This window comes from Actinoplanes sp. NPDC051494 (genome assembly GCF_044454705.1).
GTDB lineage: Bacteria > Actinomycetota > Actinomycetes > Mycobacteriales > Micromonosporaceae > Actinoplanes.
This window is the reverse complement of sequence record NZ_JBITDZ010000002.1, coordinates 945,000-967,492: the sequence shown is the minus strand read 5'-3', so window position 1 is coordinate 967,492 and position 22,493 is coordinate 945,000. Positions and strand designations below refer to the sequence as shown.

Here is a 22,493-nt window from a genome sequence, read left to right as displayed (position 1 = left end):
CGACCGTGTCGTCCACCCGGAAGAACGACGGCACCGCGCAGGACGTCGAGCCGTCCCAGGATCCGGAGCCGAACGCGGTGACCTCCGAGGACCCGGTGAACCCACCGGCCGACGAGGACAAAGGCCTGCTCGGCGGCCTGCTCGGCGACATCTTCGGCAAGGGCTGACCGAAACAGAACAGACATGGCGAGGGGCGGTGCCGACTTCAGGAGTCGGGGCCGCCCCTCAATGTCTATTGTACGGGTTCAGCGCCCGAACGGATCCGGCCGTTTTTCCAGCAGCGTGTGCAGCGTGGCCTGGATCGTCTCGCGAACCTGGTCGGCGAGGTTGTAGACCACCATCGGGTCGTCGGCGTACTCGGTGAGGTGCGCGGTCGGGATCGGCTCGCAGAACTCGATCAGCCACTTGCTCGGCAGCGGGACGAGCCCGAGCGGCCCGAGCAGCGGGAACGTCGGCGTCACCGGGAAGTACGGGATGCCGAGCAGCCGGGCCAGCGGCTTGAGATCCGCGAGGATCGGATAGATCTCCTCGGCCCCGACGATCGCGACCGGGACGATCGGGGTGCCCGTGCGCAGCGCCGCCGAGACGAACCCGCCCCGCCCGAACCGCTGCAGCTTGTAGCGCTCGGTGTAGCGCTTGCCGATGCCCTTGAAGCCCTCGGGGAAGACGCCGACCAGCTCACCGTCGCTCATCAGGCGCTCGGCGTCGGGGTTGCAGGCGACCGTCGCGCCAACCTTGCGGGCCAGCTCGGACAGGACCGGCATGCGGAAGACCAGGTCGGCGCCGAGCAGCCGCAGGTGCCGCTCGCCCGGGTGCTGGTCGCGCAGGGCCGTGGTCAGCATCAGCGCGTCCAGCGCGAGCGTGCCGGAGTGGTTGCCGACGATCAGCCCGCCGCCGGTGTCCGGGACGTTCCCGACACCGAACACCTCGGTGCGGAACCAGTCGCGGTAGAGCACGCGCAGCATGGGGTGGAACACGGAGTCGCTGAGCTCAGGGTCGAACCCGAACTCGTCGACCTGGTACGCCCCGGCGAGCCGGCGCCGCAGGAACGCGAGCCCGCCCGCGACCCGCCGGTCCCACACGTCGACCGGGCCGGGGTCGGCGACCGGCTCGGCAAGCGGCTCGGCGACCGGATCCACGGCCGGCGCCGCGGGTTCTTCCTCCGGCATCGGGATCGGCCGTCTGCCGTTCAACGGCTTGTACGCCTTGTCCGCCTTCGGCACCACGAAGTCGGCGTGCCCCGGCAGTGCCTTGTGGTATTCGTCCTGGCTCATGACCGGATGTCCTCACGCGAGCCCGCGGCGGAGCGGACCTGGCGGATGCCGTCGAGGATCGCGCGCTCGGCGGCGGCCAGCCGGTCGGCCGTCAGCGATGACCCGTTGTGGTGTCCCTTGACGAAGTCGTCGAACGCCGCCGCGGTCGAGCGCGGCGTGAAACCGAACTCCTTGACCAGCCGGGTCGTGTCCACCACTCGGCCGTGCACGAACAGGTCGACCTGGTCGAGGCCGATCTGGCCGATGCCGACCCCGCGCGCGACGGCGGCGAGCGAGGAGAGCGTGCCCTCGGGCAGGGGCATGGAGATCCGCCCGGCCCGGCGCACCGCCTGGGAGAGCGCGAGCACCCCGGCGCCGGCCACGTTGAACGTGCCCGGGTGGTCCTCGATCACCGAGCGGTGCAGGATCTCCAGCGCGTCGTCGACGTGCACGAACTGCAGCCGGGCGTCGCGACCGAGCACGGTCGGCACCATCGGCTGGGAGAAGTAGCGGGTCAGCGTCGTGTCGGCGGTGTCGCTGATGAACGGCGCGAACCGCAGCACGGTGGCATCCACATCGGGCCGCCGGCGCCGGAAACCGCGGACGTACCCCTCGATGTCGAGGATGTCGCGCGCGAAGGAGCCCCGCGGCACGGCCCGGGGCTCGGTGTCCTCGGTGAAGACGGCGGGGTCGCGGAACGACGCGCCGTAGGCGGCCGTGGACGAGCGCACGACGAGCTTGCGCAGCCGGCCGGCGTTCTGCGCGGCGGCGAGCAGCTGCATCGTGCCGATGACGTTCTGCTCTTTCATCGCCGCGCGGCCGCCGTGCTGCGGATCGGGCGCGCTGGTGACGGAGAGGTGCACCACCGCCTCGGCCTCGAGCTCGGCGATGACACCGGTGGCCGCACGCGCGTCGGCCCGGATCAGCTCGACCTCCGCCAGCAGGCCCGCGAGGGCCGGCGGCGGTTCGTGCGGATCCAGGCCGATGACGCGTTCGACCCGTGGGTCAGCGGCAAGCCGGGACGCCACCCGGGCGCCGAGGAAGCGGCTGACCCCGGTGACCACGACCACCCGCGGCGGGGCCGCGGATTCAGACGACACCACGGGCACGCCTCACATAAAGCTCGGGTCGAGGACGGGCTAGGCAAGTGCGCGGGCCGGGTGCGTGAACACCCGGCCGGGCATCACTTGCCCAGACGGCGACGCTGAACGCGGGTCTTACGCAGCAGCTTACGGTGCTTCTTCTTCGCCATACGCTTGCGGCGCTTCTTGACCACGGAGCCCATACGTCATGCCTCTCGAAACCATGTGGGGCCGGCGCTGGCACACGCGAGCATGCCGACCGGACTGACAGCGGTTTACCCCCCGGCCACGGCGTCATGCCCTAAAACTCGGGCCAGACGCACACGGGTACACGGGGGCGAACCGCTCCAGCGTAGCCGCCCTGCCTTCGCGGGACCAACACGGCCCCTGACGCGTGAAAACACGGCGGGCTCAGGCGGACTGCGAGAACGCTCCTCGCAGGTACGTGTGCACGGCGTGCTCGGGTACCCGGAACGAGCGGCCCACGCGTACGGCGCTGAGCTCACCGCCGTGCACCAGGCGGTATACGGTCATCTTGGAAACCCGCATGAGCGCGGCGACCTCGGCGACGGTCAGGAAGCGCACCTCAGCGAGGCGCTCCTCCGTTTGGACTGCTGGACCCGTCATCTCCTCGCACCGATCCTTTCGCAGGCGCCGCCGCCGCGGCCGGACTGGGCCTTGCACCGTGGCGGGTGGGCGCGCGTGTCATCAGTACGGTATCGAGACTTGTGTGACCGCCACGTCGCGTTCCGTGAAATCCGTTCACAAAGTCAAGCCGACACGCGGGTTACTTCTTGCTGGTGAGTGCTTTGCCGAAGAACGCGACGTTTGCCGGGCGTTCCGCGAGGCGGCGCATCAGGTAGCCGTACCACTGATCGCCGAACGGCACGTAGACCCGCACGGTGTGACCCGCGGCGGCCAGCCGGGCCTGCTCCTCGGGCCGGACGCCGTACAGCATCTGGAACTCGAACTCGTCGGAGCGCCGGTCGAACCAGCGTGCCCGGTCCTCCGCGATCGCGACGAGCCGCGGGTCGTGCGTCGCCACCATCGGATAGCCCTCGCCCGACATCAGGATGTTGAGGCAGCGGACGTACGCCTTGTCGACGTCGAGGGCCGACTGGTAGGCCACTGACTCGGGCTCCGCGTAGGCACCCTTGCAGAGCCGCACCCGCGACCCTGCGGTGGCGAGATCCCGGCAGTCGCCCTCGGTGCGCCGCAGGTAGGCCTGCAGCACCGCGCCCGTACCCGGGTAGTCCTTGCGCAGGTCGGCGAGGATCTCCAGGGTCGAGTCCGTGGTGGTGTGATCCTCCGCGTCGAGCGTCACGGTGGTGCCGGCCTCGGCCGCGGCGGCACAGATCGCACTCGCGTGGTCGAACGCCAGCCGGTCGTCGAGTTTCTGGCCCACGGCCGACAGCTTCAGGCTGACCTCGGCCGCCGGGGTGAGCCCGGCACCCTTGAGCCGGCCGAGCAGCGCGAGGTAGTGATCCCGGGTCGCGGTGGCCTGCTCCTCGGTCAGGGTGTCCTCACCGAGATGGTCCAGGCTGACCGCGAGACCGTCGTCGGCCAGCACCCGCGAGGCGCGCAGGGCGTCGTCGACGCCCTCCCCCGCGACGAACCGCTGGACGATCCCCTTGGTGACCGGCACGGACGAGACCAGCCGCTCCATCCGGGCAGACCCGGCGGCGGCGAGGAAGACGGATCGGAGCATGAGCCGAGCGTATATCGCGACCGTTTTCGTAGCGGACAGGTGAGGATACGGTTGGCGGGTGAACTTCGATGCGTACGCGCGGACAGCCGTCGAGCTGGTCAACGCCGAGCTGGACGACCTCGACGGGCTCAAGTCGCTGTTCGCCGGCGAGCAGGGCTGGATGGGCGACGAGGCCACCGACAAGGACCTGGCGGGTCTGCGCCGGGCCCAGCGCCGGTTGCGCGAGGTTTTCGAGTACGGCACCGGTGGCCGCGACGCCGAGGCGGTCAAGGAGCTCAACTCGCTGCTGGAGGCGTATCCGGTCCAGCCGCGCATCTCCGGGCACGACGCGGGCGACTGGCACATGCACGTGACCGGCCGCGGCGCGCTGGTCAGCGCGGAATACCTGGCCGGCGCCGTCTGGGGCCTGGCGGTGTGGCTCTGCGAGTACGGCAGCGCCCGCTTCGGCATCTGCGCCGACGAGCGGTGCGGCAACGTCTATCTGGACACGTCCTCGAACAACTGCCGCCGCTTCTGCTCCGAACGCTGCGCCACCCGCTCGCACGTGGCCGCCCACCGCGCCCGCAAGCGCGCCGCCACGACGCTCACGTCCGCTTAAGCCAGGGTGGTCGCCGCGGCGAGGTGCCGGCGGGCGAACTCCAGCGACTCACGCAGGTCGTGCTCGCGCACCTCGCGGCTGGTGACCTTGCGGGTGGAGACCTCCAGCGCCACCGAGCCGCGGAAGCCGCGCCCGGCCAGTGAGCCCAGCAGCTCGGCGCAGGGCTGATTGCCGCGGCCGGGCACGAGGTGCTCGTCGCGGCCCTCGCCGGTGCCGTCGCCCAGGTGCACGTGCTTGAGGCCGGACCCCATCCGGTCGGCCAGCTCCAGCGAATCGATGCGCGCGGCCGCACAGTGCGAAAGATCCAGCGTGTACGCGTCGAAGCCGACCTCCGTCGGGTCCCAGCCCGGGGTGTACGGCACGAAATTGCGCCCGGCCATGCGTACCGGGAACATGTTCTCGATCGCGAAGGTGGTGTCGGGGTGCCGCGCCTGGATCTTGGCGAGCCCCGGGACGAAGTTGCGGGCGTAGTCGCGCTGCCAGCTGAACGGCGGGTGCACCACGACCGTGGGGGCGCCCAACGTCTCGGCGAGCTCGGCCGCACGGCTGAGCCGCACCCAGGGATCCGGGCTCCACACCCGCTGGGTGACCAGCAGGCAGGGCGCGTGCACCGAGAGGACCGGCACGTCGTAGTGCTTGGACAGGCCCTGCAGGGCGCCGGCGTCCTGGCTGACCGCGTCGGTCCAGACCATCACCTCGACACCGTCGTAGCCGACCGTGGCCGCCATCTCGAACGCGGCCGAGGTCGGCTCGGGGAAGACCGAGGAACTGGACAGGATCACCGGGACATGCGCAGCCACACGTCCAAGGGTAGTCCGGGTAGTCACCACCACCACTATGCCGCCGGATTGAACAGACAATTGGGGCCTGCTGCGAGCTGACCTGCGAAAGACGCGCGTACGCTGTCGCAGGTGAGTCGCCGCACCCAGCTCCGTATCGTGATCGACGACGCGGCCGCCGCCCGCGCCCGCGAGGTCGCTCTCGACTTCCCTCGCGAGTGGATCGAGTTCACCGACCCCGCCGACGACCAGCATGTCGTCCGCGCCGACCTGACCTGGCTGCTGTCGCGCTGGACGTGCGTCTTCGGCTCGGCCTGCCACGGCATCATCGCCGGGCGCGCGCAGGACGGGTGCTGCTCGCACGGCGCGTTCTTCACCGACGCCGACGACGAGAACCGGGTCAAGGTCGCGGCCGCCAAGCTGTCACCCGAGACCTGGCAGCACCACCGGCGCGGGTTCAAGAACTACACCGAGGTCGACACGATCGACGGGGCCAAACCGGCCCGGCGTACGGCCACGCAGTCCGAGGACGGGCCGTGTGTGTTCCTCAACGACGCCGACTTCGCCGGTGGTGGCGGCTGCGCGCTGCACGCCCAGGCCCTGCGCGACGGCGTGCATCCGCTGACCTACAAGCCGGACGTGTGCTGGCAGCTGCCGGTGCGCCGGGAGCAGGACTGGACCAAGCGCCCGGACGGCACAAAATATCTGCTGTCCACGCTCACCGAGTTCGACCGGCGGGGCTGGGGCCCGGGCGGGCACGACCTCGACTGGTGGTGCACCTCGTCCCCGGACGCGCACGTGGGCACCGAGCCGATGTATGTGTCCTACGGTCCCGAGCTGAGCGCCCTGGTCGGCCCGGTGGCCTACCAGGAGCTGTCCCGGCTCTGCGACGCCCGGCTGGCCTCCGGCCTGGTCGCCGTGCACCCGGCCACGGCGGCCGCCCAGGCCGCCGCGGCCCGGACCGCGGCGGCACCCCAGCAGCCCGGGGGCAAAGAGCCGGCGACCCCGCCACGCTGAGGAGAAGCGGGCGGGGCCGGCACGCGTCGATCACGGCTCGAACTTGTAGCCCAGCCCTCGCACCGTCACGATGTAGCGCGGGGCCGACGGCTCCGGCTCGACCTTCGAGCGCAGCCGCTTGACGTGCACGTCGAGGGTCTTGGTGTCACCGACGTAGTCCGCGCCCCAGACCCGGTCGATGAGCTGACCGCGGGTCAGCACCCGGCCGGCGTTGCGCAGCAGCAGCTCGAGCAGCTCGAACTCCTTGAGCGGCAGCTGCACCCCGGCACCGTCCACGGTGACGACGTGGCGTTCCACGTCCATCCGGACCGGGCCGGCGGCCAGCGTCGGCGTGGTCACCTCGGCCGCCTCCGCGCCCTGGCGGCGCAGCACGGCCCGGATGCGGGCGACGAGCTCCCGCGGCGAGTAGGGCTTGGTCACATAGTCGTCCGCACCGATCTCGAGGCCGACGACCTTGTCGATCTCACTGTCCCGGGCGGTCACCATGATGATCGGCACGGCGGAACGTTGCCGCAGCTGCCGGCACACCTCGGTGCCGGACATCTCGGGCAGCATGAGGTCGAGCAGGACGATGTCGGCTCCGGTCCGGTCGAACTGGGTCAGCGCCGAGGTGCCGGTCGCCGCGACCGAGACCTCGAAGCCCTCCTTGCGGAGCATGTACGACAGGGCGTCGGAGAACGATTCCTCGTCCTCGACCACGAGCACGCGAGCCAATGGGGGTTCCTTTCCTACTCCGCCGGCCGTCAGGCCGAGGGGAGTCCGGCCGCGCCGGACTCGATCTCAATAGCCGCCGGTAACGGCAGCGGGGACTCCGGGGGTCGCGCCGGTAGGCGCAGGGTGAACGTCGAGCCACCACCGAGTGTGCTGGTGACCTCGACCCGGCCGCCGTGGTTGGTGGCGATGTGCTTGACGATGGCGAGGCCGAGGCCGGTGCCACCGGTGGAGCGGGACCGGGCCTGGTCGGCCCGGTAGAACCGTTCGAAGATCCGGTCGACGTCGTGCGGGGCGATGCCGATGCCCTGGTCGGTGACGTCGATCTCGATCCAGTCCTCGTCCTGGCGCATGGTGAGCGCGACCTGGGTGTCCTCGCCCGAGTAGGCGATCGCGTTCTCCACGAGGTTGGTGACGGCGGTGGCGACCTGGCTGTCGCTGCCGTACACCGTCGCGCCCTTGGGGCCGGCGTAGACGACCTCGATGTTCTTGGCCGACGAGGTGGTGCGGGTGCGGTCGATCACCTCGGCGATCACCCAGTCGAGCGCGACCGGCTCGGGGGCCGGCAGCGGCTCGGCGCCCTGCAGCCGGGTCAGCTCGAGCAGCTCGTTGACCAGCCGGCCCATCCGGGCGGACTCGTGGTGGATCCGGTCGGCGAAGCGCCGGGCGGCGACCAGGTCCTCGGACTGCGACTCGGCCGCGGACAGCTCGGTTGCGTCGAGCAGCGCCTCGGCGAGCAGTTGCAGCGCGCCGATCGGGGTCTTGAGCTCGTGGCTGACGTTGGCCACGAAGTCGCGGCGGACCCGGGCCAGCCGGTGCGACTCGGTGACGTCGGCGGCCTCGACCGCGACGTGCGTGGAGTTCAGGGCCACCGCGCGCAGGTGCAGGCCGAGCGGGGCGCTGGCGCTGCCGGCCCGGCCGCGGGGCAGGTCCAGCTCCACCTCGCGGCGTACGCCGGTGCGGCGCACCTGCCCGGCGAGGGTACGCAGGATGGGGTGGGCCGCGATCGTGCCGGGAGTGCCACCGGAGCGCAGCAGCCCCATGGCCCGTGCCGCCGGGTTGACCAGGATGGGCTCGTCCTCGCCGTCGAGCACGACCACGCCGACCCGCAGTGAGTCGAGACTCTTGCGGCCCAGGCCCTTGAGCCCGTGCTTACTGCTCGGGTCCTCCTCGGTGCTGATCTTCCGGCCCCCCTCGATCGTCGCGCTCGGCGCGTGGCCGGTCACCTCATCGGGTGAACCGGATCGGCGGAATCGGGACAGCAAGAGCCCCACGACCGCGCCTATGGCGAGTCCCAGAAGGAGGAGGCCTGTGCCGTACACCGTGTCCACGCAGCGATCGTAGGGTCATTGTTTACCTGGACCGTAAGGCCAACCGGACAAATCCGGCGCACTTCGAATAATGTTCACCACCCGGCCCGGCGTCGTTCACCGCCGTTCATGTCCGCGCCGCCGAGCCCTCCTACGTTTACCCCAGCAAGCCCTGCTCACGACGGTTGCCGGCCTTCGGGCGGGCAACCCACGACCCCGGGACGACAACATGCGCGAGGAGTTTCAGGCCGACCTCACCGAGGTCAGCCGCCTGCTGGTGACGATGGCGGAGTCGGTGCGCGCGGCTCTGCGCAAGGCCACCACCGCCCTGCTGACCGCCGACCGGGAGGCCGCCGAGTCGGTCATGGCCCGCGACGCCGAGGTGGACGAGCTGTACAGCCAGGTCGAGGCGAAGGTGGCGGACACCATCGCCCGCCAGGCCCCGGTCGCCTCCGACCTGCGGATGGTGATCACCGCCCTGCACATCTCGGCCGATCTGGAACGGATGGGCGACCTGGCCGAGCATGTCGCCAAGACGGCGCTGCGCCGGCACCCGTCGCCGGCGGTCCCGGCCGAACTGCGCCCGGTCTTCCTGCAGATGGGCGACGTCGCGGACCGGATGGCCGCCAAGATGGCCACGGTGCTGGCCAGCCCCGACGCCGGCCTGGCGGCGGAGCTGGAGAAGGACGACGACGCGATGGACGACCTCGAGCGTGACCTGTTCAAGATCATGCTCGCGGACGATTGGCCGTACGGCGCCGAGACCGCGATCGACGGCGCCCTGCTGGGCCGTTTCTACGAGCGGTACGCCGACCACGCGGTCAACTCCGGCGAGCAGATGATCTATCTGATCACCGGCGAGCCGGTCACCGCCCAGAACGACTGATCGGTGCCACCGGAGCCGGGCCGCTGACCGCGGCCCGGCTCCGGTACGTTCAGCGACCCTGGTTGGCGACCGCCGCCGCGGCTTCCTTCGCGGTCTCCGGGTCGAGGTAGGCCCCGCCGGCGGTGACCGGGCGCAGGGCGTCGTCCAGGTCGTAGCGCAGCGGGATGCCGGTCGGGACGTTCAGCTTGGCGATCGCCTCGTCCGAGACCTGGTCGAGGTGCTTGATGATGGCGCGCAGCGAGTTGCCGTGCGCCGCCACGAGCACCGTCTTACCGGCGATCAGGTCGGGCACGATCGCGTCGTACCAGTACGGCAGCGCGCGCAGCAGCACGTCCTTCAGGCACTCGGAGCGAGGCTTGAGCTCCGGCGGCAGGTCGGCGTACCGGGCGTCGGTGAACTGCGAGAACTCGCTGTCGTCCGCGATCGGCGGCGGCGGGACGTCGTACGAGCGGCGCCAGAGCATGAACTGCTCCTCGCCGTACTGCTCGAGGGTCTGCTTCTTGTCCTTGCCCTGCAGCGCGCCGTAGTGCCGCTCGTTGAGCCGCCAGTGCCGCTTGACCGGGATCCAGTGCCGGTCGGCCGCGTGCAGCGCGATCTCGCTGGTCCGGATCGCGCGGCGCAGCACGCTGGTGTGCACGACGTCGGGCAGCAGGCCGTGCTCCTTGAGCAGCTCGCCCCCGCGCCGGGCCTCGGTCTCCCCCTTGGCGTTCAGGTCGACGTCGACCCAGCCGGTGAAGAGGTTCTTCGCGTTCCACTCGCTCTCGCCGTGGCGCAGCAGCACAAGAGTCCCAGTCATGTGTTCCATCGTGCCCTAGTGGCCACCACCACGTGGAAACCGGGCTGCATCCGCCCGCGTTGATCACTAGGTTGTAAGTCCTGAGGGATTCTCGGGTACTTACATGGGGGTGCGGCGCGTGCGCGGGTGGTTGCGGGAAGCGGCGGGAGGACTGCCGCGGCAGTTCTGGTTCCTGTGGACCGGGACGCTGATCAACCGGCTCGGCTCGTTCGTCCTCATCTATCTCGCCCTCTATCTGACCCAGGACCTGCACTTCACGCCGAGCTCGGCCGGCCTGGTCATGGGCGCGTGGGGGGTCGGCGGCGGGATCGGCACGCTGACCGGCGGCGTGCTCACCGACCGCTGGGGCCGGCGCCCGACGATGCTCACCGCGCAGTTCGGCGCGGCCGGGTTGATGCTGGCGCTCGGCTTCGCCCAGGGGTTCTGGCAGCTGCTCGCCGGCACGTTCCTGCTCGGGCTGTTCTCCGAGGGGGTCCGGCCCGCGTTCCAGGCCATGATGATCGACGTCGTGCCGGACAAGGACCGGGTCCGCGCGTACTCACTGAACTACTGGGCGATCAACCTCGGCTTCGCGTTCTCCGCCGTGCTGGCCGGGTTCGCGGCGAAGGCCGACTTCCTGCTGCTGTTCGTCATCGACGCCGGCACCACGCTGCTCACCGCCGTGATGTTCCTGATCTTCCTGGCCGAGACGCGACCGGTCCGCGCGGCGGTGCGCCGGGTGCGCGGCGGCCCGGGCCTGGGCACCGTCTTCCGGGACCGGGTCTTCCTCGGCTTCCTGGCGCTCAACTTCCTCGTGGTCCTGGTGATCATGCAGCACATGTCCACGCTGCCGATCGCGATGAGCGACGACGGCCTGAGCACGGCCACGTTCGGCTGGGTCATCGCCGTCAACGGCCTCATGATCGTCGCCGGGCAGCTGTTCATCCCCAAGCTGATCGACGGGCACAACCGCTCCCGGGTGCTGGCGCTCGCCACCCTGATCACCGGCGCCGGCTTCGGCCTCACCGCGTTCGCCGGCAGTGCCGGGTTCTACGTGCTCACCGTGGTGATCTGGACGCTCGGCGAGATGCTGCAGAGCCCGTCCAACTCCGCGCTGGTCGCCGAGTTGTCACCGTCGCTGCTGCGCGGCCGCTACCAGGGCGTCAGCTCGCTGTCCTGGTCGGCCGGCGGCGCGCTGGCCCCGGTCGCCGGCGGCTTCGTCCAGCAGCACTTCGGCAGCGAGGTGCTGTGGCTGGCCTGCGCGGTGATCGGCGCCGTGGTCGCCGTCGGCCAGCTGGTCTCCGGGCCCGCCCGCGAACGCCGGGCCGCCGAACTGCGGGTCTCGGCCCCGATCGCACCCTCCCCCGTGTCGACGGAGACGCGGCACGAACAGGACGTCACGCCACCAGTTCGGCCGCGACCAGCTCGCTGAGGTCGACGCTGGGCAGCAGCCGGCCCTGGGCCTCGGTGCCGATCTTGACCAGCGGACCACGCTGCAGCAGCGCACCCGGATCCGCATGGTCCCCGGGCGTGCTCTCCTCCCACACCGAGTCCTCGATGGCATGCAGCGCGGGCACCACGAAACCGATCAGCTCCCCGCCCGGCGCGTCCACCAGCAGCACCCGGGACGTCACCGGGTCGGGGGCCACCGGCATCCCCAGCAACGCCGGCAGCGACAACAGCGGCACCGAGAGCCTGCGGTGGGTGAAGATCGCGAGCAACGGCCCACCGCCGTCGAGGGCGATCGCATGCTGCGGGTACGGCACGATCTCGGTGATCTGCCCCAGCGGGGTCGCGGCCTCCATCCCGACGCTGTAGGTCAGGAACTTCCGCACGCTCGGGACCACCCGGCGCCCGTCCGGCCCGGCCTTCACATCGGCGGCGTCCGTGGCCTTCACGGCCATCGACGGGGCCGTGGCGACCGGCTCCTTGCCCGGCAACGACACCCCGAGCCCGCCCAGCGCGTCCAGCTCCGCGTCCGCCCGCAGCGCGGACCCGTCGAGCACCAGGTGCTGGTCACCCGACTCGATCCGCAGCACCCCGGTGAGGAAGCCGTCCTTGCGCATCCCCAGCGGGGGCAGCGGCAGCACGTCCCCGACCGGCACCGAAGCGATATCGGCGATGTCCGAGACGGTCAGCACGACCAGGCCCCGGGGCAGGGCGATGACCAGCCCGCGCAGGTTCCCGTCGTCCGGCACGCTGCCCAGGCCCAGCAGCATCAGCGGGTCGACCGCGGGGACGGCCTTGTCGTGCAGGTGCACCACGCCCCGGCAGGTCGACCCGTCCAGCGGCGACGGATGCACGGTGAGCTGCGGGATGACCGAGTGCACGTGTCCCACGTCGATGCAGAGTCCGATCGGGCCGCAGCGCAGCAGCAGGACCGTACGCCGCGAACTGTCGGTGTTGATCTCCCCGAGCCCGGTGTCCATGGTGCGCCGGCCGGTGTCCCGGACGACCGGGACCCCCGGCAGCTGCGAGATGGCCTGCGCGTCCAGCAGCGACACGACCTCCCCGTCCTCCGGGCGTTCGAACGTGTGCGAGAACAGCGCCGGCCGGCCGCCCGCCACCGTGGTCTCCAGCAACGCCTCCCCGGGGATCCGGGTGACGCCCTCGATCTCCTCGGCGAGCAGGCCGAACATCTGGTCGCCGAGCGACACGATGACGATGACCCGGCCGGTCTCGTCGCTGGTGTCCTCGTACCCGGCCAGCCGGCAGAGGTTCAGCACCGGGATGACCATGTGCCGCAGGTTGACCGCGCCGAGCAGCCCCGGCGCGGTGACCGGCAGCGGGCTGAACGCCGGCGGCCGCATGATGACCTCGCGCAGCTCGTCCAGCGGCAGCGCGACCCGGACCTGGCCGGTGTGGAAGACGCCGTACAGCGCCTCGATACTGGTCATCGCGGGGCCGCACTGCCCTCCGGCGCCATCGCGGCGTCGGTGCCGATCAGGTCGTTGATGAGCTGGTTGACCGAGCGCGACGCGTCCTGCTGCAGCTGCGTCGAGTCGGCGATGCGTTTGATCGACTCGCTGGTCGAGGCGACGCTCTTGAGGATCTGGCCGAACGCGCTCTGGGCCCGGTGCGAGACCGTCGAGCCCTGACCGACCCGCTGCGCCGACTCGTGGATCAGGGTGGTGATCTCGCGGGCCGCCTCGGACGAGCGTTCGGCGAGTTTGCGCACCTCACCGGCGACCACGGAGAAGCCGACGCCGTGCTCGCCGGCCCGGGCCGCCTCGATGGACGCGTTGAACGCCAGCAGGTTGGTCTGGCTCGCGATCTCCCCGATGACGTTGACGATGGCCGCGATCTGGTCCGACGACTTCTCGATGAGATCGATCGCCTCGATGGACTTGCGCAGCTCCTCGTACCCCTCCTGGGCGTTGCTCTGGGTCTCGCCGGCCAGCGAGCTGGCCTGCTTCGCGCTGACCACGATCTCGTCGATAGACCCGGTGAGCGCATTGATCGACTGGCTCATCTCCCGGGTTTTTGAGGAGAGCAACTGCTCCAGCTGAACCTGGTCGGTGATGTCGTGGGCGTACTTGACGACCTTGAACGGTCTGCCCTGCATGTCGAAGATCGGGTTGTACGTGGCCTGGATCCAGACGTTGCGGCCGAACTTGCCGATGCGATGGAACCGGCCGGTCAGATACTCACCCTTGCGCAGGCGCAGCCAGAAGTCGCGGTATTCGGCCGAGGTCACGTACTCACCGGAGCAGAGCATGCTGTGATGCTGACCGACCAGCTCCCGCGACGAGTAGCCGACTGTGCGCTGAAAATTCTCGTTGGCGGTCAGGATCTGGCCCTCGAGGTCGAACTCGATGACCGCCTGGGCCCGGTTGATCGCGACGTCCTTGCCCTCGTACTCGGCGTTGCGCAGCTTCGCCGCGGTGATGTCGCTGGCGTACTTGACCACCTTGTACGGCCGGCCGTCCATATCGAGGATCGGGTTGTACGTCGCCTGCAGCCACACCTCGCGACCGCCCCGGGCGACCCTCTTGTACTCCCCCGAGTCGAACTCGCCGCGGCTCAGCTTCTCCCAGAACTGCGCGTACTCCGGGGAGGCCGCCTCCTCCTTGGTGACGAACATCCGGTGGTGCTGCCCGCGGACCTCATCGATCGGGTAACCGATCACGTCCAGGAAGTTGCGGTTCGCGTCGAGCACCCGGCCCTGCAGATCGAACTCCACGACCGCCTGGGCCCGGCCGATCGCCGACACCTTGCCCTCGTACTCGGCGTTGCGCAGTTTGCCCTCGGTGACGTCGGTGGCGTATTTGACGATCTTGAACGGCCGACCGTCGAGGTCGAAGATCGGGTTGTACGACGCGAGCAGCCACACCTCACGGCCGCCCTTGGCGACGCGCTTGAACTCGCCGGATTCGTACTCGCCACGGCCCAGGCGCTCCCAGAAGCGCTGGTACTCGATGCTGCGGGCGGCTTCCGGCTCCATGAAGATCCGGTGGTGCTGCCCACGCACCTCCTCGATCTTGTAGCCGACGGTGGCGAGGAAGTTCTCGTTGGCGTCGATGATCCGGCCGTCGAGGTCGAACTCCACGGTGGCCTGGGCCCGGCTGATCGCGGTGACCTTGCCGACGTACTCGGCGCTGATCAGCTTGGCCTCGGTGACCTCGGTGGCGTACTTGACCACCTTGAACGGACGCCCGTCCAGGTCGAAGATCGGGTTGTAGGAGGCCTGCAGCCACACCTCGCGCCCGCCCTTGGCCACCCGCTTGTACTCCCCGGCCTCGAACTCGCCGCGGGACAGCGCCTGCCAGAAGTTGCGGTACGCGGCACCGCGCGCCTCTTCCTCCTCGACGAACAGCCGGTGGTGCTGTCCGACCACCTCGTCGTGCGTGTAACCCATCGTGTTCAGGAAGTTCTGGTTGGCGTTGAGGATCAGCCCGGACAGGTCGAACTCGATGACCGCCTGCGACCGGCCGATGGCGTTGACCTTGCCCTCGTACTCGGCGTTCTTCAGCTTGGTCTCGGTGACGTCCAGGGCGTACTTGACGATCTTGTACGGCCGGCCGTCCAGGTTGAAGATCGGGTTGTAGGTGGCCCGGATCCACACCTCGCGCCCGCCCCGGCCGACCCGCTTGAACTCACCGCTCTCGACCTCGCCGTTGCGCAGCCGCTCCCAGAACGTCTGGTACTCCTGGCTCTCGGCATACCGCTCCTCGCAGAGCAGCCGGTGGTGCTGCCCGACCAGGTCGCCGAGGCCGTACCCGGTGAGCTCCAGGAAGTTCTCGTTCGCGGTCAGGATGAGGCCGTCGAGGTCGAACTCGATGACCGCCTGGGACCGGTCGATGGCCGCGTACTTGTGTTTGAGCTCGGTGACCTGCCGCCGATCCTCGGTGATGTCGTAACCGGTGACCAGCACGATCTGACCGTCGGTCGACTTCGCGCCGGGCGCCGGGGCGACCGGGCCGCAGTTGAGCCGCAGCCACTTGTGCCGGTCGGAGCTGTCGATGATCTCGATGACCTGCTCGAGGTAGTCACCGCCGCGGGCCGCGTCGAGCATCCGATCGATGGCGGACCCGGAGGTGTTCCAGATCTCACTCAGTCGCTTTCCCACCACATCGGCCTCGTCCCGGCCGACCAGATCGAAGAACCGCGCGTTCGCCCGGACCACGGCACTGGACCGGGCGTTCACTGTGGCGATGATGCGTTCGTGCATCAGCAGCGACAGTGAGGCCTGCTGCAACGCGACATCCGACTCGATCTGGGAAGCAGGCTGGGCCATAGGGGCTCCTGGGCGTCGTCGTTCGGGGGTTCATTCACCCGTTCGGCCGTACCCGTGATTTCCTGAGTCGCTCTTGAGCATTGCCGGTAATTGGCCTTTAGGGCGACTGCGGCCTCATCCGTGAGGACTGAGTTGCCGCCTGTGACCGTTCAGACAGATGGCAGACAGCCAACTGGCTTGTGACCCTTGACGCCCCCAACTAGCGTGGTCGATGGACGCCGGGCCGTTAGTTCGGGGAACGGGTCGACCCTTCAGGGTCTACCGCGGATCGGCGTCCGGGGACGGGTGGCATCAGCCGTTGGGGGACGGCGCGACCCGAGACCGGCGGTTAGTGCGGGCGACGCCTATGGGGATGGGTGTCGCCCGCCGCCGCCGGTGTTTATTTGTCCTCCCACATCCAGTTGTCCCGGACGTAAAGGTCCCGTAGTCCCATTCGGCGCATATTTACCAAAGATGTGTTCCGGGTGCCTTCGGTGGGCAATCCGGTCTCGCTGATGACCCACTCGCAGCCGGCTTCCCGGGCCGCCGCGCCCCGGGCGGCGAGCAACGCCGACTGCGCGCCCCGCCCACGATAGGCGGGCAGCGTCGCGCCGGTGTTCAGCGACGCGACGCTGCCGGCCACGAACAGATTGCCGGTCGCCACGATCCGGTCACCGTCCCAGGCCGCGTACGGGTGGAAGCCCGGATGCCGGACGGCCGCGACCAGCATCTCGGTGAGCTCACCGGCCGGCATCCCGAACGTCTCCAGGACCACCGTGGCCCACTCCCGCGCGTCGTCCCCGCCGACCCGGCCGACGCGCAGGTCGGTCGGGGCGGATCGGATGTCGGTGGCCCGCGCACCCAGCTTCACCCAGGACGATCCCAGGGTGAGGCCGTGCTCGGCGCGGATGTCGTCCCAGTCCGCCGGCAGCACCGATGGTGCGACCTGCAGCACCGCGCGACCGTTGCCGTGCACCCGGAAGTGTTCGGCCACCCGGGCGATGACGTCCGTGGTGACCGGTTCGGCGATCCCGAAACCGAGCGCCTTGTTCCAGTAACCCGCGCGGGTCGGGTCGGCGGCCATGGCGAGAGCCACACCACCGCCGATCCGGGCCGGGGCGGGGGCGAGCCCGGCCGGTGCACCGGCGAGGTACGCGTGCATGAACTCGGCCTCGACCTGCTCCGAGAGGGCGGTCAATCGATCGGTAGAGATGCTCTTCACCTCCACACGATGCGGGCGGCCGCCAAAAAATACCTCCGTCAGCTCTGCGGGTCGGCGAAGTGCGCGAACGCCTGCAGGTTGGCCAGCGACTCGCCGCGCTTGACCCGCCACTGCCACTCGCGCCGGATCGCCGAGCCGAAGCCGATCTCCAGCATCGAGTCGAACGACTCGTCGGCGTACGTCAGGACGGAACCGAACAGCCGGTCGAGCTCGTCCTCGTCCAGCCCTTTGAGGCTCACCCGGCCGGTCAGGTAGACGTCCCCGGCCCCGTCGACAGAGAACGCCACGGCGTACATCCGGGCGTTGCGGCGCAGCAGCCAGGCCCACAGCTCCTCGTGGTTCTCGTCCGGCCGGCGCATCACGAACGCCTCCAGGCGCAGCGCGTGCTCACCGACGATGAGGTTGAGCGCGGTCTTGAGCTTGTGCGTGCCCGGGATCGTCACCACCCAGGACGAGTCACCGGTCGCCTCGCAGGGCAGCTCACGCTCCGCGCAGACCCGCTCGATGAGGGCACCGACGCCGGTCACCACGAGTACGACCCGGCCAGCCGGGAGGCGATCAGTGCCCGGTGGTCGGACGCCGCCTCGCGGTACACCCGCAGCAGCCCCTCGGCGGTCCGGTCCCAGGAGAACCCGGCGGCGTGCCGGACCGCACCGGCGGACAGCACCCGGCACCGCTCCGGGTCGTCGAGCAGCCCGCCGAGGACCCGCGCCCAGTCGCCCGGGTCGTGCCCGTCGACCAGCACCCCACTGACCCCGTTGGTGACGGCGGTAACCAGGCCGCCGACCGCCGCGGCGACGACCGGCGTGCCACAGGCCTGGGCCTCGACCGCGACCAGGCCGAACGACTCGTTGTGCGAGGGGACCGCGACCAGGTCGGCGGCCCGGTACAGCGCGGCGAGGGCGTCGCCGGTCTGCGGGGGCAGGAAGCGCACCTTGTCCGAGACGCCGAGCGACGCGGCCAGCTCGATCAGCGAGGTGGGCCGGTCGAGACCGCTGCCGCTGGGGCCGCCGCAGATGACGACGGTGACGTCCGCGTGGCGCAGCGGCTCGGCGGCGAGTGCCCGGATCAGCACGTCCGGGCCCTTGAGCGGCTGGATGCGCCCGACGAACGCGACCAGCCGGCCGTGCTCCGGCAGACCGAGCCGGCGCCGGTCCGCGCGCCGGTCCCCGCCCGGCCGGAACCGGTCGAGGTCGACGCCGGGCTGCACCACGGCCAGCCGGCCGGGCTCGGCGTCGTAGCAGCTCACGAGGTCCTGCGCCTCGAAGCGGGTGTTCGCGACGAGCCGGTCCGACTCGGCGATGACCTGCTCCTCACCGATCACCCGGGCCTTGGGCTCCGGCCGGTCACCGGCCGCGATGAACCTGTTCTTGACCTTGGCGAGGGTGTGCGCGGTGTGCACGTGCGGCACCCCCCAGCGCTCCCGGGCCAGCCAGCCGACCTGGCCCGACATCCAGTAGTGCGAGTGGATGAGGTCGTAGTGGCCCGGCGGGTGAGCCGCCTCGGCTCGCAGCACGCCGCTGGTGAACGCGCACAGCTGGGACGGGAGCTCTTCCTTCGACAGCCCCTCGAACGGGCCGGCGGAGACGTGCCGCACGGTCACGCCGGGCACCATCTCGACGACCGGCGGCAGCTCGCTGGAGGTGGCCCTGGTGAAGATCTCCACCTCGACGCCGAGCCCGGCCAGTCGTTTGGAGACCTCGACGATGTACACGTTCATGCCGCCCGCGTCGCCGGTGCCCGGCTGTTCGAGCGGTGAGGTGTGTACCGACAGGGTGGCGATACGCCGGGGGGTGGGCCAGCCCACTGTGGGTCCTTTCGAAAAAACAGCCAAACAATACGTTCAACTATTACGCCGTTGTTCATCTTCCCTATCGGGAGGCGCTGAATCACATCACAGTGGCTTCGAGGTGACCCAACTCATGGGGCAGGATCGGGGCATGGTGCAGAAGAAGATCGCCGTCGTGACCGGCGCGTCCAGCGGTATCGGTGCGGCGACGGCCCGGCGGCTCGTCACCGAGGGTTACCACGTGGTCGCCGCGGCCCGTCGCCTCGACCGGCTGGAGACCTTCGTCAAGGAGGCCGGCGACGCCACCGCGGTGGCCTGTGACGTCACCTCGGACGAGTCGGTCGCCGAGCTGGCCGCCGTGGTCGCCAGGCTCGACGGCCCGCTCACCCTGCTGGTCAACAACGCCGGCGGCGCCCGCGGGATGGACCCGGTCGCCCAGGGACCGGTCGCCGACTGGCAGTGGATGTACGACGTCAACGTGCTCGGCACCCTGCGGGTCACCCAGGCCCTGCTGCCCGCCCTGGAGGCGAGCGGCGCCGGGAGCGTGGTGACGATCGGTTCGACCGCGGCGTTCACCGCGTACGAGGGCGGCGGCGGTTACGCGGCGGCCAAGCACGCGCAGACCGCGCTGGTCGGCACGCTGCGGCTGGAGCTGGCCGGCAAGCCGGTCCGGGTGATCGAGATCGACCCCGGCATGGTGCACACCGACGAGTTCTCGCTGAACCGCTTCGGTGACCAGGCCAAGGCCGACAAGGTGTACGCCGGCGTCAAGGAGCCGCTGGTCGCCGACGACATCGCGGACTGCGTCGCCTGGGTCGCCACCCGCCCGCAGCACGTCAACGTCGACCGGCTGGTGGTCCGCCCGATCGCCCAGGCCGCCCAGCACAAGGTCGTCCGCGAGTCGTGAAGGCCATCGGCGCGATCACCCGGGGCACGACGAACCCCAACCGACTGCGCCGTATCGACAACTACCTCGCCTACCGCTGCGGTGACCTGCTCACCGCGGCGCGACGCCCGCTGGTCGTCGACCTGGGCTACGGCGCGACCCCGATCACGGCCATCGAGCTGCGGGAGCGCCTGGCCACGACGGTCCGCGCGGACATCGAGGTGGTCGGGCTCGAGATCGATCCGGTACGGGTGGCAGCGGCTCGTCCGTACGCGAAGCCACCCGGTCTTGATTTCCGCCGGGGCGGTTTCGAACTGGCCGGCCTCGCCCCGGTCGTGGTCCGTGCGTTCAACGTGCTGCGGCAGTACTCCGAGGACGAGGTCGCCGCGGCCTGGCGCACGATGACCGCGACCGGCGCGGTGCTGATCGAGGGCACCTGCGACGAGCTGGGCCGGATCGCCACCTGGACGGTCGTCGAGGCCGGGGAGCCGCACACCCTCACGCTCTCGGCGCGGTTGTCCGGGCTGGACCATCCGGCCACGTTCGCCGAACGGCTGCCCAAGGCCCTGATCCACCACAACGTGCCCGGGCATCCGGTCCACGACCTGCTCGGCGAGCTCGGTGCGGCGTGGGAAGCGAGCGCGACCCCGTTCGGCCCGAGGCAACGGTGGCTGGCGACAGTGGACCGTTTCCGGTCGCACTGGCCGCTGCTCGACGGGCCGGCCCGCTGGCGCCGGGGCGAACTGACCGTGCCCTGGTCCTCGCTGCGATAGCGCGGACCAGGGCACGGTGTTCGGGCTTACTTGATCGTGACGGTGAACATCGGGTCGGCGGCGACCTTCCGGAACGCGGCCAGGCCGGTCGCGGTCGAGTTCACCGAGATGTCCCGGTCACCCTCGTCGTCGCTCGCGGTGTCGAAGTAGACGACCGCCTTGATCCCCGGGTGCGCCTTCAGCTCGGGGACCACCGTGTTGTACGCCGCGGACTTGTCCGTGACGCTCTTGGTGCGGTGGTACATGCCCCACTCGGCGACCATGATCGGCTTGCCCGGGTGGTTGGTGACCGCCCAGTCGTACCACCCGAGGCCGCCACCGGTCGGCTTGCGGTCGAGGAGGTCGCCCATGTCGCCGTAGTGGTAGTAGCCCTTCTCGACGCTCACGTACGAGTCCAGGCCGACCCAGTCCACCACGTCGTCGCCCGGGTACAGGTCCTTCCACCAGGACTTCGCCATCCACTTCTCGTTGCCCATGTAGGCCATCACGTTGATCGCGTCGGTGACGCCGTTGGCGCGCAGGCGCTTGATGACGTACCGGTACATGTTGGCGAAGTCCTTGGCCGTCATGCCCTTGTCAGCGGCTTCGATGACGTCGTTCTCCGGCTCGTGGTTCAGGACGAGGTAGAACTTCTGGTCGTAGTTCTTCTTCACGTAGTCCGACCACGCGTCGATCCGCTTGTTCTCTTCACCGGCGGCCACCTTGGCCCACGTGGACTGGTAGGCGATCTTCCAGTTGAGCAGCAGCACGCGGGGCTTCTCCGGGTCCCGGGTCATCGCGATCTCGGCCTTGGTCGGGAACTTCTCGTCACCCTTGTGGTACGCGTGGAAGATCGCCGCGGTCCGGCCGGTGAGCTTCTCCCAGTCCTTGAGCGCCTGGTCCCGCGGGGCGTCGGTGAAGCCACCGGCCGCCGCGCCCCAGAGCACGCCGCAGGTCGGCACCAGCTTCGCGTCCGTCACGCACTCGGTCTTCGTCGGCGGCGCGCTCGTGGGCGGTGTGGTCGTCGGCGGTGTGGTCGTCGGCGGGACCGTCGTGGGTGGCGCTGTGGTGGGCGTCGGGGCTGGGCTGGTCGGAGCTGGGCTGGTCGGGGCTGTGGTGGGGGTGTTCGAGGTCCGCACGGTCAGGCGCAGCTCCGGGCCTCCGGTGGCGGCGTTGCCGTACTCCGTCGAACGCAGCCGGGTGACCGCCGAGGTGGCCGACGACTTCAGCGCGAACGCGTAGGTGCCAGTGTTGTTGACCACCTTGGACAGGTCGAACGTCAGCGTGGTGTCGGTCGCCTTGGCCTTGATCGAGGCGACGGCCGCACCGAGCGCCGGGGCGTTGGCCGCGGTGAGCGTCTTCTCCGACCACGAGCTCGGCACCGCGTACAGCGTCAGCGTCGACTCCGCCGGCTTGCTCTCGACCGGCAGGCGCAGCTCGGCGCCGGTGACCGTGCCACCGGCCGGGACCTTCGGCGCGAACTTCACATAGGACAGCCGTGTCTCGCCGGCCTCCTTGCCGACGACGAGCTTGTCGGACTGGCCGAAGTTCGCGCCGGTCCGCGTGCTCGAGGTGTACGCGTCGTCGCTGCTGTGGACACTGATCGTCTCGTTCGTCGGGGCCGCGTTGGCCGTACCCGTCAGCGCGACGCTCGCACCGGCCACAACGACGCCGGTCACCGCGGCCCCGATCATCCCCCGCCTGGCAGTCATCTTTGTTTCCCCCCGGAAGTCAAAACCCTGTATGTCGATGAATCGCTGTCTGACATCAAGGTTCGACAGTGGCGGGTGCCGCACCGGCGCCCGTTGGGGAGCAGCCGGGGTGCCGGTGCCCGGGTGGCCGGGGAGGCGGCCGGCACCGGTGGGGATGAAGGACTTTCCGGCCGGAATTCACCCGGGCCGAACAGACAGAAGCGGGGGGGGGGGGGGGGGGGGGGGGGGGGGGGGGGGGGGGGGGGGGGCGCCCGGGGGGGGGGGGGGGCGCGCGGGGGCGGGGCGGAGCGGGGGGCG

The 22,493-nt window shown here is 70.2% G+C and carries 21 protein-coding genes; 6 read left to right on the top strand and 15 right to left on the bottom strand.

Annotated features, from left to right (window positions below; all coding sequences use genetic code 11):
* Positions 1-245 precede the first annotated feature (245 nt).
* From ACIA6A_RS11085 to ACIA6A_RS11065, 5 genes are all read right to left on the bottom strand, one after another.
* The gene (locus tag ACIA6A_RS11085; protein ID WP_396097341.1) at positions 246-1,274 is read right to left on the bottom strand and encodes a lysophospholipid acyltransferase family protein; all 1,029 of its coding nucleotides are present in this window, start codon (positions 1,272-1,274) and stop codon (positions 246-248) included.
* A complete protein-coding gene (locus ACIA6A_RS11080) occupies positions 1,271-2,356 on the bottom strand; it encodes an NAD-dependent epimerase/dehydratase family protein (RefSeq protein ID WP_396097340.1) in 1,086 nt (361 codons plus the stop codon). The genes ACIA6A_RS11085 and ACIA6A_RS11080 overlap by 4 nt, the downstream gene beginning before the upstream one ends.
* Before the next feature lie 80 nt (positions 2,357-2,436).
* The gene (locus tag ACIA6A_RS11075) at positions 2,437-2,538 is read right to left on the bottom strand and encodes a 30S ribosomal protein bS22 (protein ID WP_007465623.1); all 102 of its coding nucleotides are present in this window, start codon (positions 2,536-2,538) and stop codon (positions 2,437-2,439) included.
* A 208-nt stretch (positions 2,539-2,746) separates the two neighbouring features.
* Entirely contained in the window at positions 2,747-2,962 is a 216-nt protein-coding gene (locus tag ACIA6A_RS11070) for a helix-turn-helix domain-containing protein (RefSeq protein WP_396097339.1), read from the bottom strand.
* Between the two features lie 160 nt (positions 2,963-3,122).
* Positions 3,123-4,043: a proline dehydrogenase family protein gene (locus ACIA6A_RS11065; protein WP_396097338.1), complete on the bottom strand. Its 921-nt coding sequence runs from the start codon at positions 4,041-4,043 to the stop codon at positions 3,123-3,125.
* Between the two features lie 58 nt (positions 4,044-4,101).
* Between ACIA6A_RS11065 and ACIA6A_RS11060 the strand changes: the two genes are divergently transcribed.
* The gene (locus tag ACIA6A_RS11060) at positions 4,102-4,641 is read left to right on the top strand and encodes a CGNR zinc finger domain-containing protein (protein ID WP_396097337.1); all 540 of its coding nucleotides are present in this window, start codon (positions 4,102-4,104) and stop codon (positions 4,639-4,641) included.
* Here the strand turns inward: ACIA6A_RS11060 and ACIA6A_RS11055 are convergent.
* Positions 4,638-5,441, bottom strand: a complete 804-nt coding sequence (locus ACIA6A_RS11055; protein ID WP_396097336.1) for a sugar phosphate isomerase/epimerase family protein — start codon at positions 5,439-5,441, stop codon at positions 4,638-4,640. The genes ACIA6A_RS11060 and ACIA6A_RS11055 overlap by 4 nt on opposite strands.
* A gap of 135 nt (positions 5,442-5,576) precedes the next feature.
* On the opposite strand from ACIA6A_RS11055, the gene ACIA6A_RS11050 reads away from it, so the two are divergent.
* Positions 5,577-6,437 carry a hypothetical protein gene (locus ACIA6A_RS11050; protein ID WP_396097638.1) on the top strand — a complete coding sequence of 287 codons (861 nt, stop codon included), beginning with the start codon at positions 5,577-5,579 and terminating at the stop codon, positions 6,435-6,437.
* A 30-nt stretch (positions 6,438-6,467) separates the two neighbouring features.
* On the opposite strand, the gene ACIA6A_RS11045 is transcribed toward ACIA6A_RS11050, so the two are convergent.
* Both ACIA6A_RS11045 and ACIA6A_RS11040 read right to left on the bottom strand, forming a co-directional pair.
* Positions 6,468-7,151, bottom strand: a complete 684-nt coding sequence (locus ACIA6A_RS11045; protein ID WP_189199254.1) for a response regulator transcription factor — start codon at positions 7,149-7,151, stop codon at positions 6,468-6,470.
* Positions 7,152-7,180: 29 nt separating this feature from the next.
* On the bottom strand, positions 7,181-8,470 hold the full coding sequence (locus ACIA6A_RS11040; RefSeq protein WP_396097637.1) for a sensor histidine kinase: 1,290 nt from the start codon (positions 8,468-8,470) through the stop codon (positions 7,181-7,183).
* A gap of 217 nt (positions 8,471-8,687) precedes the next feature.
* Here ACIA6A_RS11040 and phoU point away from each other — a divergent pair, with 217 nt between their 5' ends.
* Positions 8,688-9,344 (top strand): phosphate signaling complex protein PhoU, encoded by a 657-nt coding sequence (gene phoU, locus ACIA6A_RS11035; protein ID WP_396097335.1) that lies wholly within the window; start codon positions 8,688-8,690, stop codon positions 9,342-9,344.
* Positions 9,345-9,393: 49 nt separating this feature from the next.
* On the opposite strand, the gene ACIA6A_RS11030 is transcribed toward phoU, so the two are convergent.
* On the bottom strand, positions 9,394-10,140 hold the full coding sequence (locus tag ACIA6A_RS11030; protein WP_396097334.1) for a phosphoglyceromutase: 747 nt from the start codon (positions 10,138-10,140) through the stop codon (positions 9,394-9,396).
* Between the two features lie 109 nt (positions 10,141-10,249).
* Here ACIA6A_RS11030 and ACIA6A_RS11025 point away from each other — a divergent pair, with 109 nt between their 5' ends.
* Positions 10,250-11,551 (top strand): MDR family MFS transporter, encoded by a 1,302-nt coding sequence (locus ACIA6A_RS11025; RefSeq protein ID WP_396097636.1) that lies wholly within the window; start codon positions 10,250-10,252, stop codon positions 11,549-11,551.
* Here the strand turns inward: ACIA6A_RS11025 and ACIA6A_RS11020 are convergent.
* The 5 genes from ACIA6A_RS11020 to mshA form a co-directional block, all read right to left on the bottom strand.
* Positions 11,517-13,016, bottom strand: coding sequence for a chemotaxis protein CheW (locus ACIA6A_RS11020; RefSeq protein WP_396097333.1), 1,500 nt, complete (start codon positions 13,014-13,016; stop codon positions 11,517-11,519). The genes ACIA6A_RS11025 and ACIA6A_RS11020 overlap by 35 nt on opposite strands.
* Positions 13,013-15,856: a PAS domain S-box protein gene (locus ACIA6A_RS11015; RefSeq protein ID WP_396097332.1), complete on the bottom strand. Its 2,844-nt coding sequence runs from the start codon at positions 15,854-15,856 to the stop codon at positions 13,013-13,015. The genes ACIA6A_RS11020 and ACIA6A_RS11015 overlap by 4 nt, the downstream gene beginning before the upstream one ends.
* Before the next feature lie 379 nt (positions 15,857-16,235).
* Entirely contained in the window at positions 16,236-17,057 is an 822-nt protein-coding gene (locus tag ACIA6A_RS11010) for a GNAT family N-acetyltransferase (RefSeq protein WP_396097331.1), read from the bottom strand.
* 38 nt (positions 17,058-17,095) lie between these two features.
* Positions 17,096-17,587, bottom strand: coding sequence for a YbjN domain-containing protein (locus tag ACIA6A_RS11005; protein ID WP_396097330.1), 492 nt, complete (start codon positions 17,585-17,587; stop codon positions 17,096-17,098).
* Positions 17,581-18,864 (bottom strand): D-inositol-3-phosphate glycosyltransferase, encoded by a 1,284-nt coding sequence (gene mshA / locus ACIA6A_RS11000; protein ID WP_396097329.1) that lies wholly within the window; start codon positions 18,862-18,864, stop codon positions 17,581-17,583. The genes ACIA6A_RS11005 and mshA overlap by 7 nt, the downstream gene beginning before the upstream one ends.
* A gap of 133 nt (positions 18,865-18,997) precedes the next feature.
* Here mshA and ACIA6A_RS10995 point away from each other — a divergent pair, with 133 nt between their 5' ends.
* Both ACIA6A_RS10995 and ACIA6A_RS10990 read left to right on the top strand, forming a co-directional pair.
* A complete protein-coding gene (locus ACIA6A_RS10995) occupies positions 18,998-19,753 on the top strand; it encodes an SDR family NAD(P)-dependent oxidoreductase (RefSeq protein ID WP_396097328.1) in 756 nt (251 codons plus the stop codon).
* Positions 19,750-20,505, top strand: a complete 756-nt coding sequence (locus ACIA6A_RS10990) for a class I SAM-dependent methyltransferase (protein WP_396097327.1) — start codon at positions 19,750-19,752, stop codon at positions 20,503-20,505. Before ACIA6A_RS10995 ends, ACIA6A_RS10990 begins: the two co-directional genes overlap by 4 nt.
* A gap of 26 nt (positions 20,506-20,531) precedes the next feature.
* Here ACIA6A_RS10990 and ACIA6A_RS10985 read toward each other — a convergent pair whose 3' ends face one another.
* Positions 20,532-22,196 carry a DNRLRE domain-containing protein gene (locus ACIA6A_RS10985; RefSeq protein ID WP_396097326.1) on the bottom strand — a complete coding sequence of 555 codons (1,665 nt, stop codon included), beginning with the start codon at positions 22,194-22,196 and terminating at the stop codon, positions 20,532-20,534.
* Positions 22,197-22,493: the final 297 nt, after the last annotated feature.

What these genes read in the sequence shown, in the direction of transcription:
- ACIA6A_RS11085 (WP_396097341.1), bottom strand. Translation starts at nt 1,274, where the DNA reads ATGAGCCAGGACGAATACCACAAGGCACTGCCGGGGCACGCCGACTTC.
- ACIA6A_RS11075 (WP_007465623.1), bottom strand. Translation starts at nt 2,538, where the DNA reads ATGGGCTCCGTGGTCAAGAAGCGCCGCAAGCGTATGGCGAAGAAGAAG.
- ACIA6A_RS11070 (WP_396097339.1), bottom strand. Translation starts at nt 2,962, where the DNA reads ATGACGGGTCCAGCAGTCCAAACGGAGGAGCGCCTCGCTGAGGTGCGC.
- ACIA6A_RS11065 (WP_396097338.1), bottom strand. Translation starts at nt 4,043, where the DNA reads ATGCTCCGATCCGTCTTCCTCGCCGCCGCCGGGTCTGCCCGGATGGAG.
- phoU (WP_396097335.1), top strand. Translation starts at nt 8,688, where the DNA reads ATGCGCGAGGAGTTTCAGGCCGACCTCACCGAGGTCAGCCGCCTGCTG.
- ACIA6A_RS11030 (WP_396097334.1), bottom strand. Translation starts at nt 10,140, where the DNA reads ATGACTGGGACTCTTGTGCTGCTGCGCCACGGCGAGAGCGAGTGGAAC.
- ACIA6A_RS11020 (WP_396097333.1), bottom strand. Translation starts at nt 13,016, where the DNA reads ATGACCAGTATCGAGGCGCTGTACGGCGTCTTCCACACCGGCCAGGTC.
- ACIA6A_RS11015 (WP_396097332.1), bottom strand. Translation starts at nt 15,856, where the DNA reads ATGGCCCAGCCTGCTTCCCAGATCGAGTCGGATGTCGCGTTGCAGCAG.
- ACIA6A_RS10995 (WP_396097328.1), top strand. Translation starts at nt 18,998, where the DNA reads ATGGTGCAGAAGAAGATCGCCGTCGTGACCGGCGCGTCCAGCGGTATC.
- ACIA6A_RS10985 (WP_396097326.1), bottom strand. Translation starts at nt 22,196, where the DNA reads ATGACTGCCAGGCGGGGGATGATCGGGGCCGCGGTGACCGGCGTCGTT.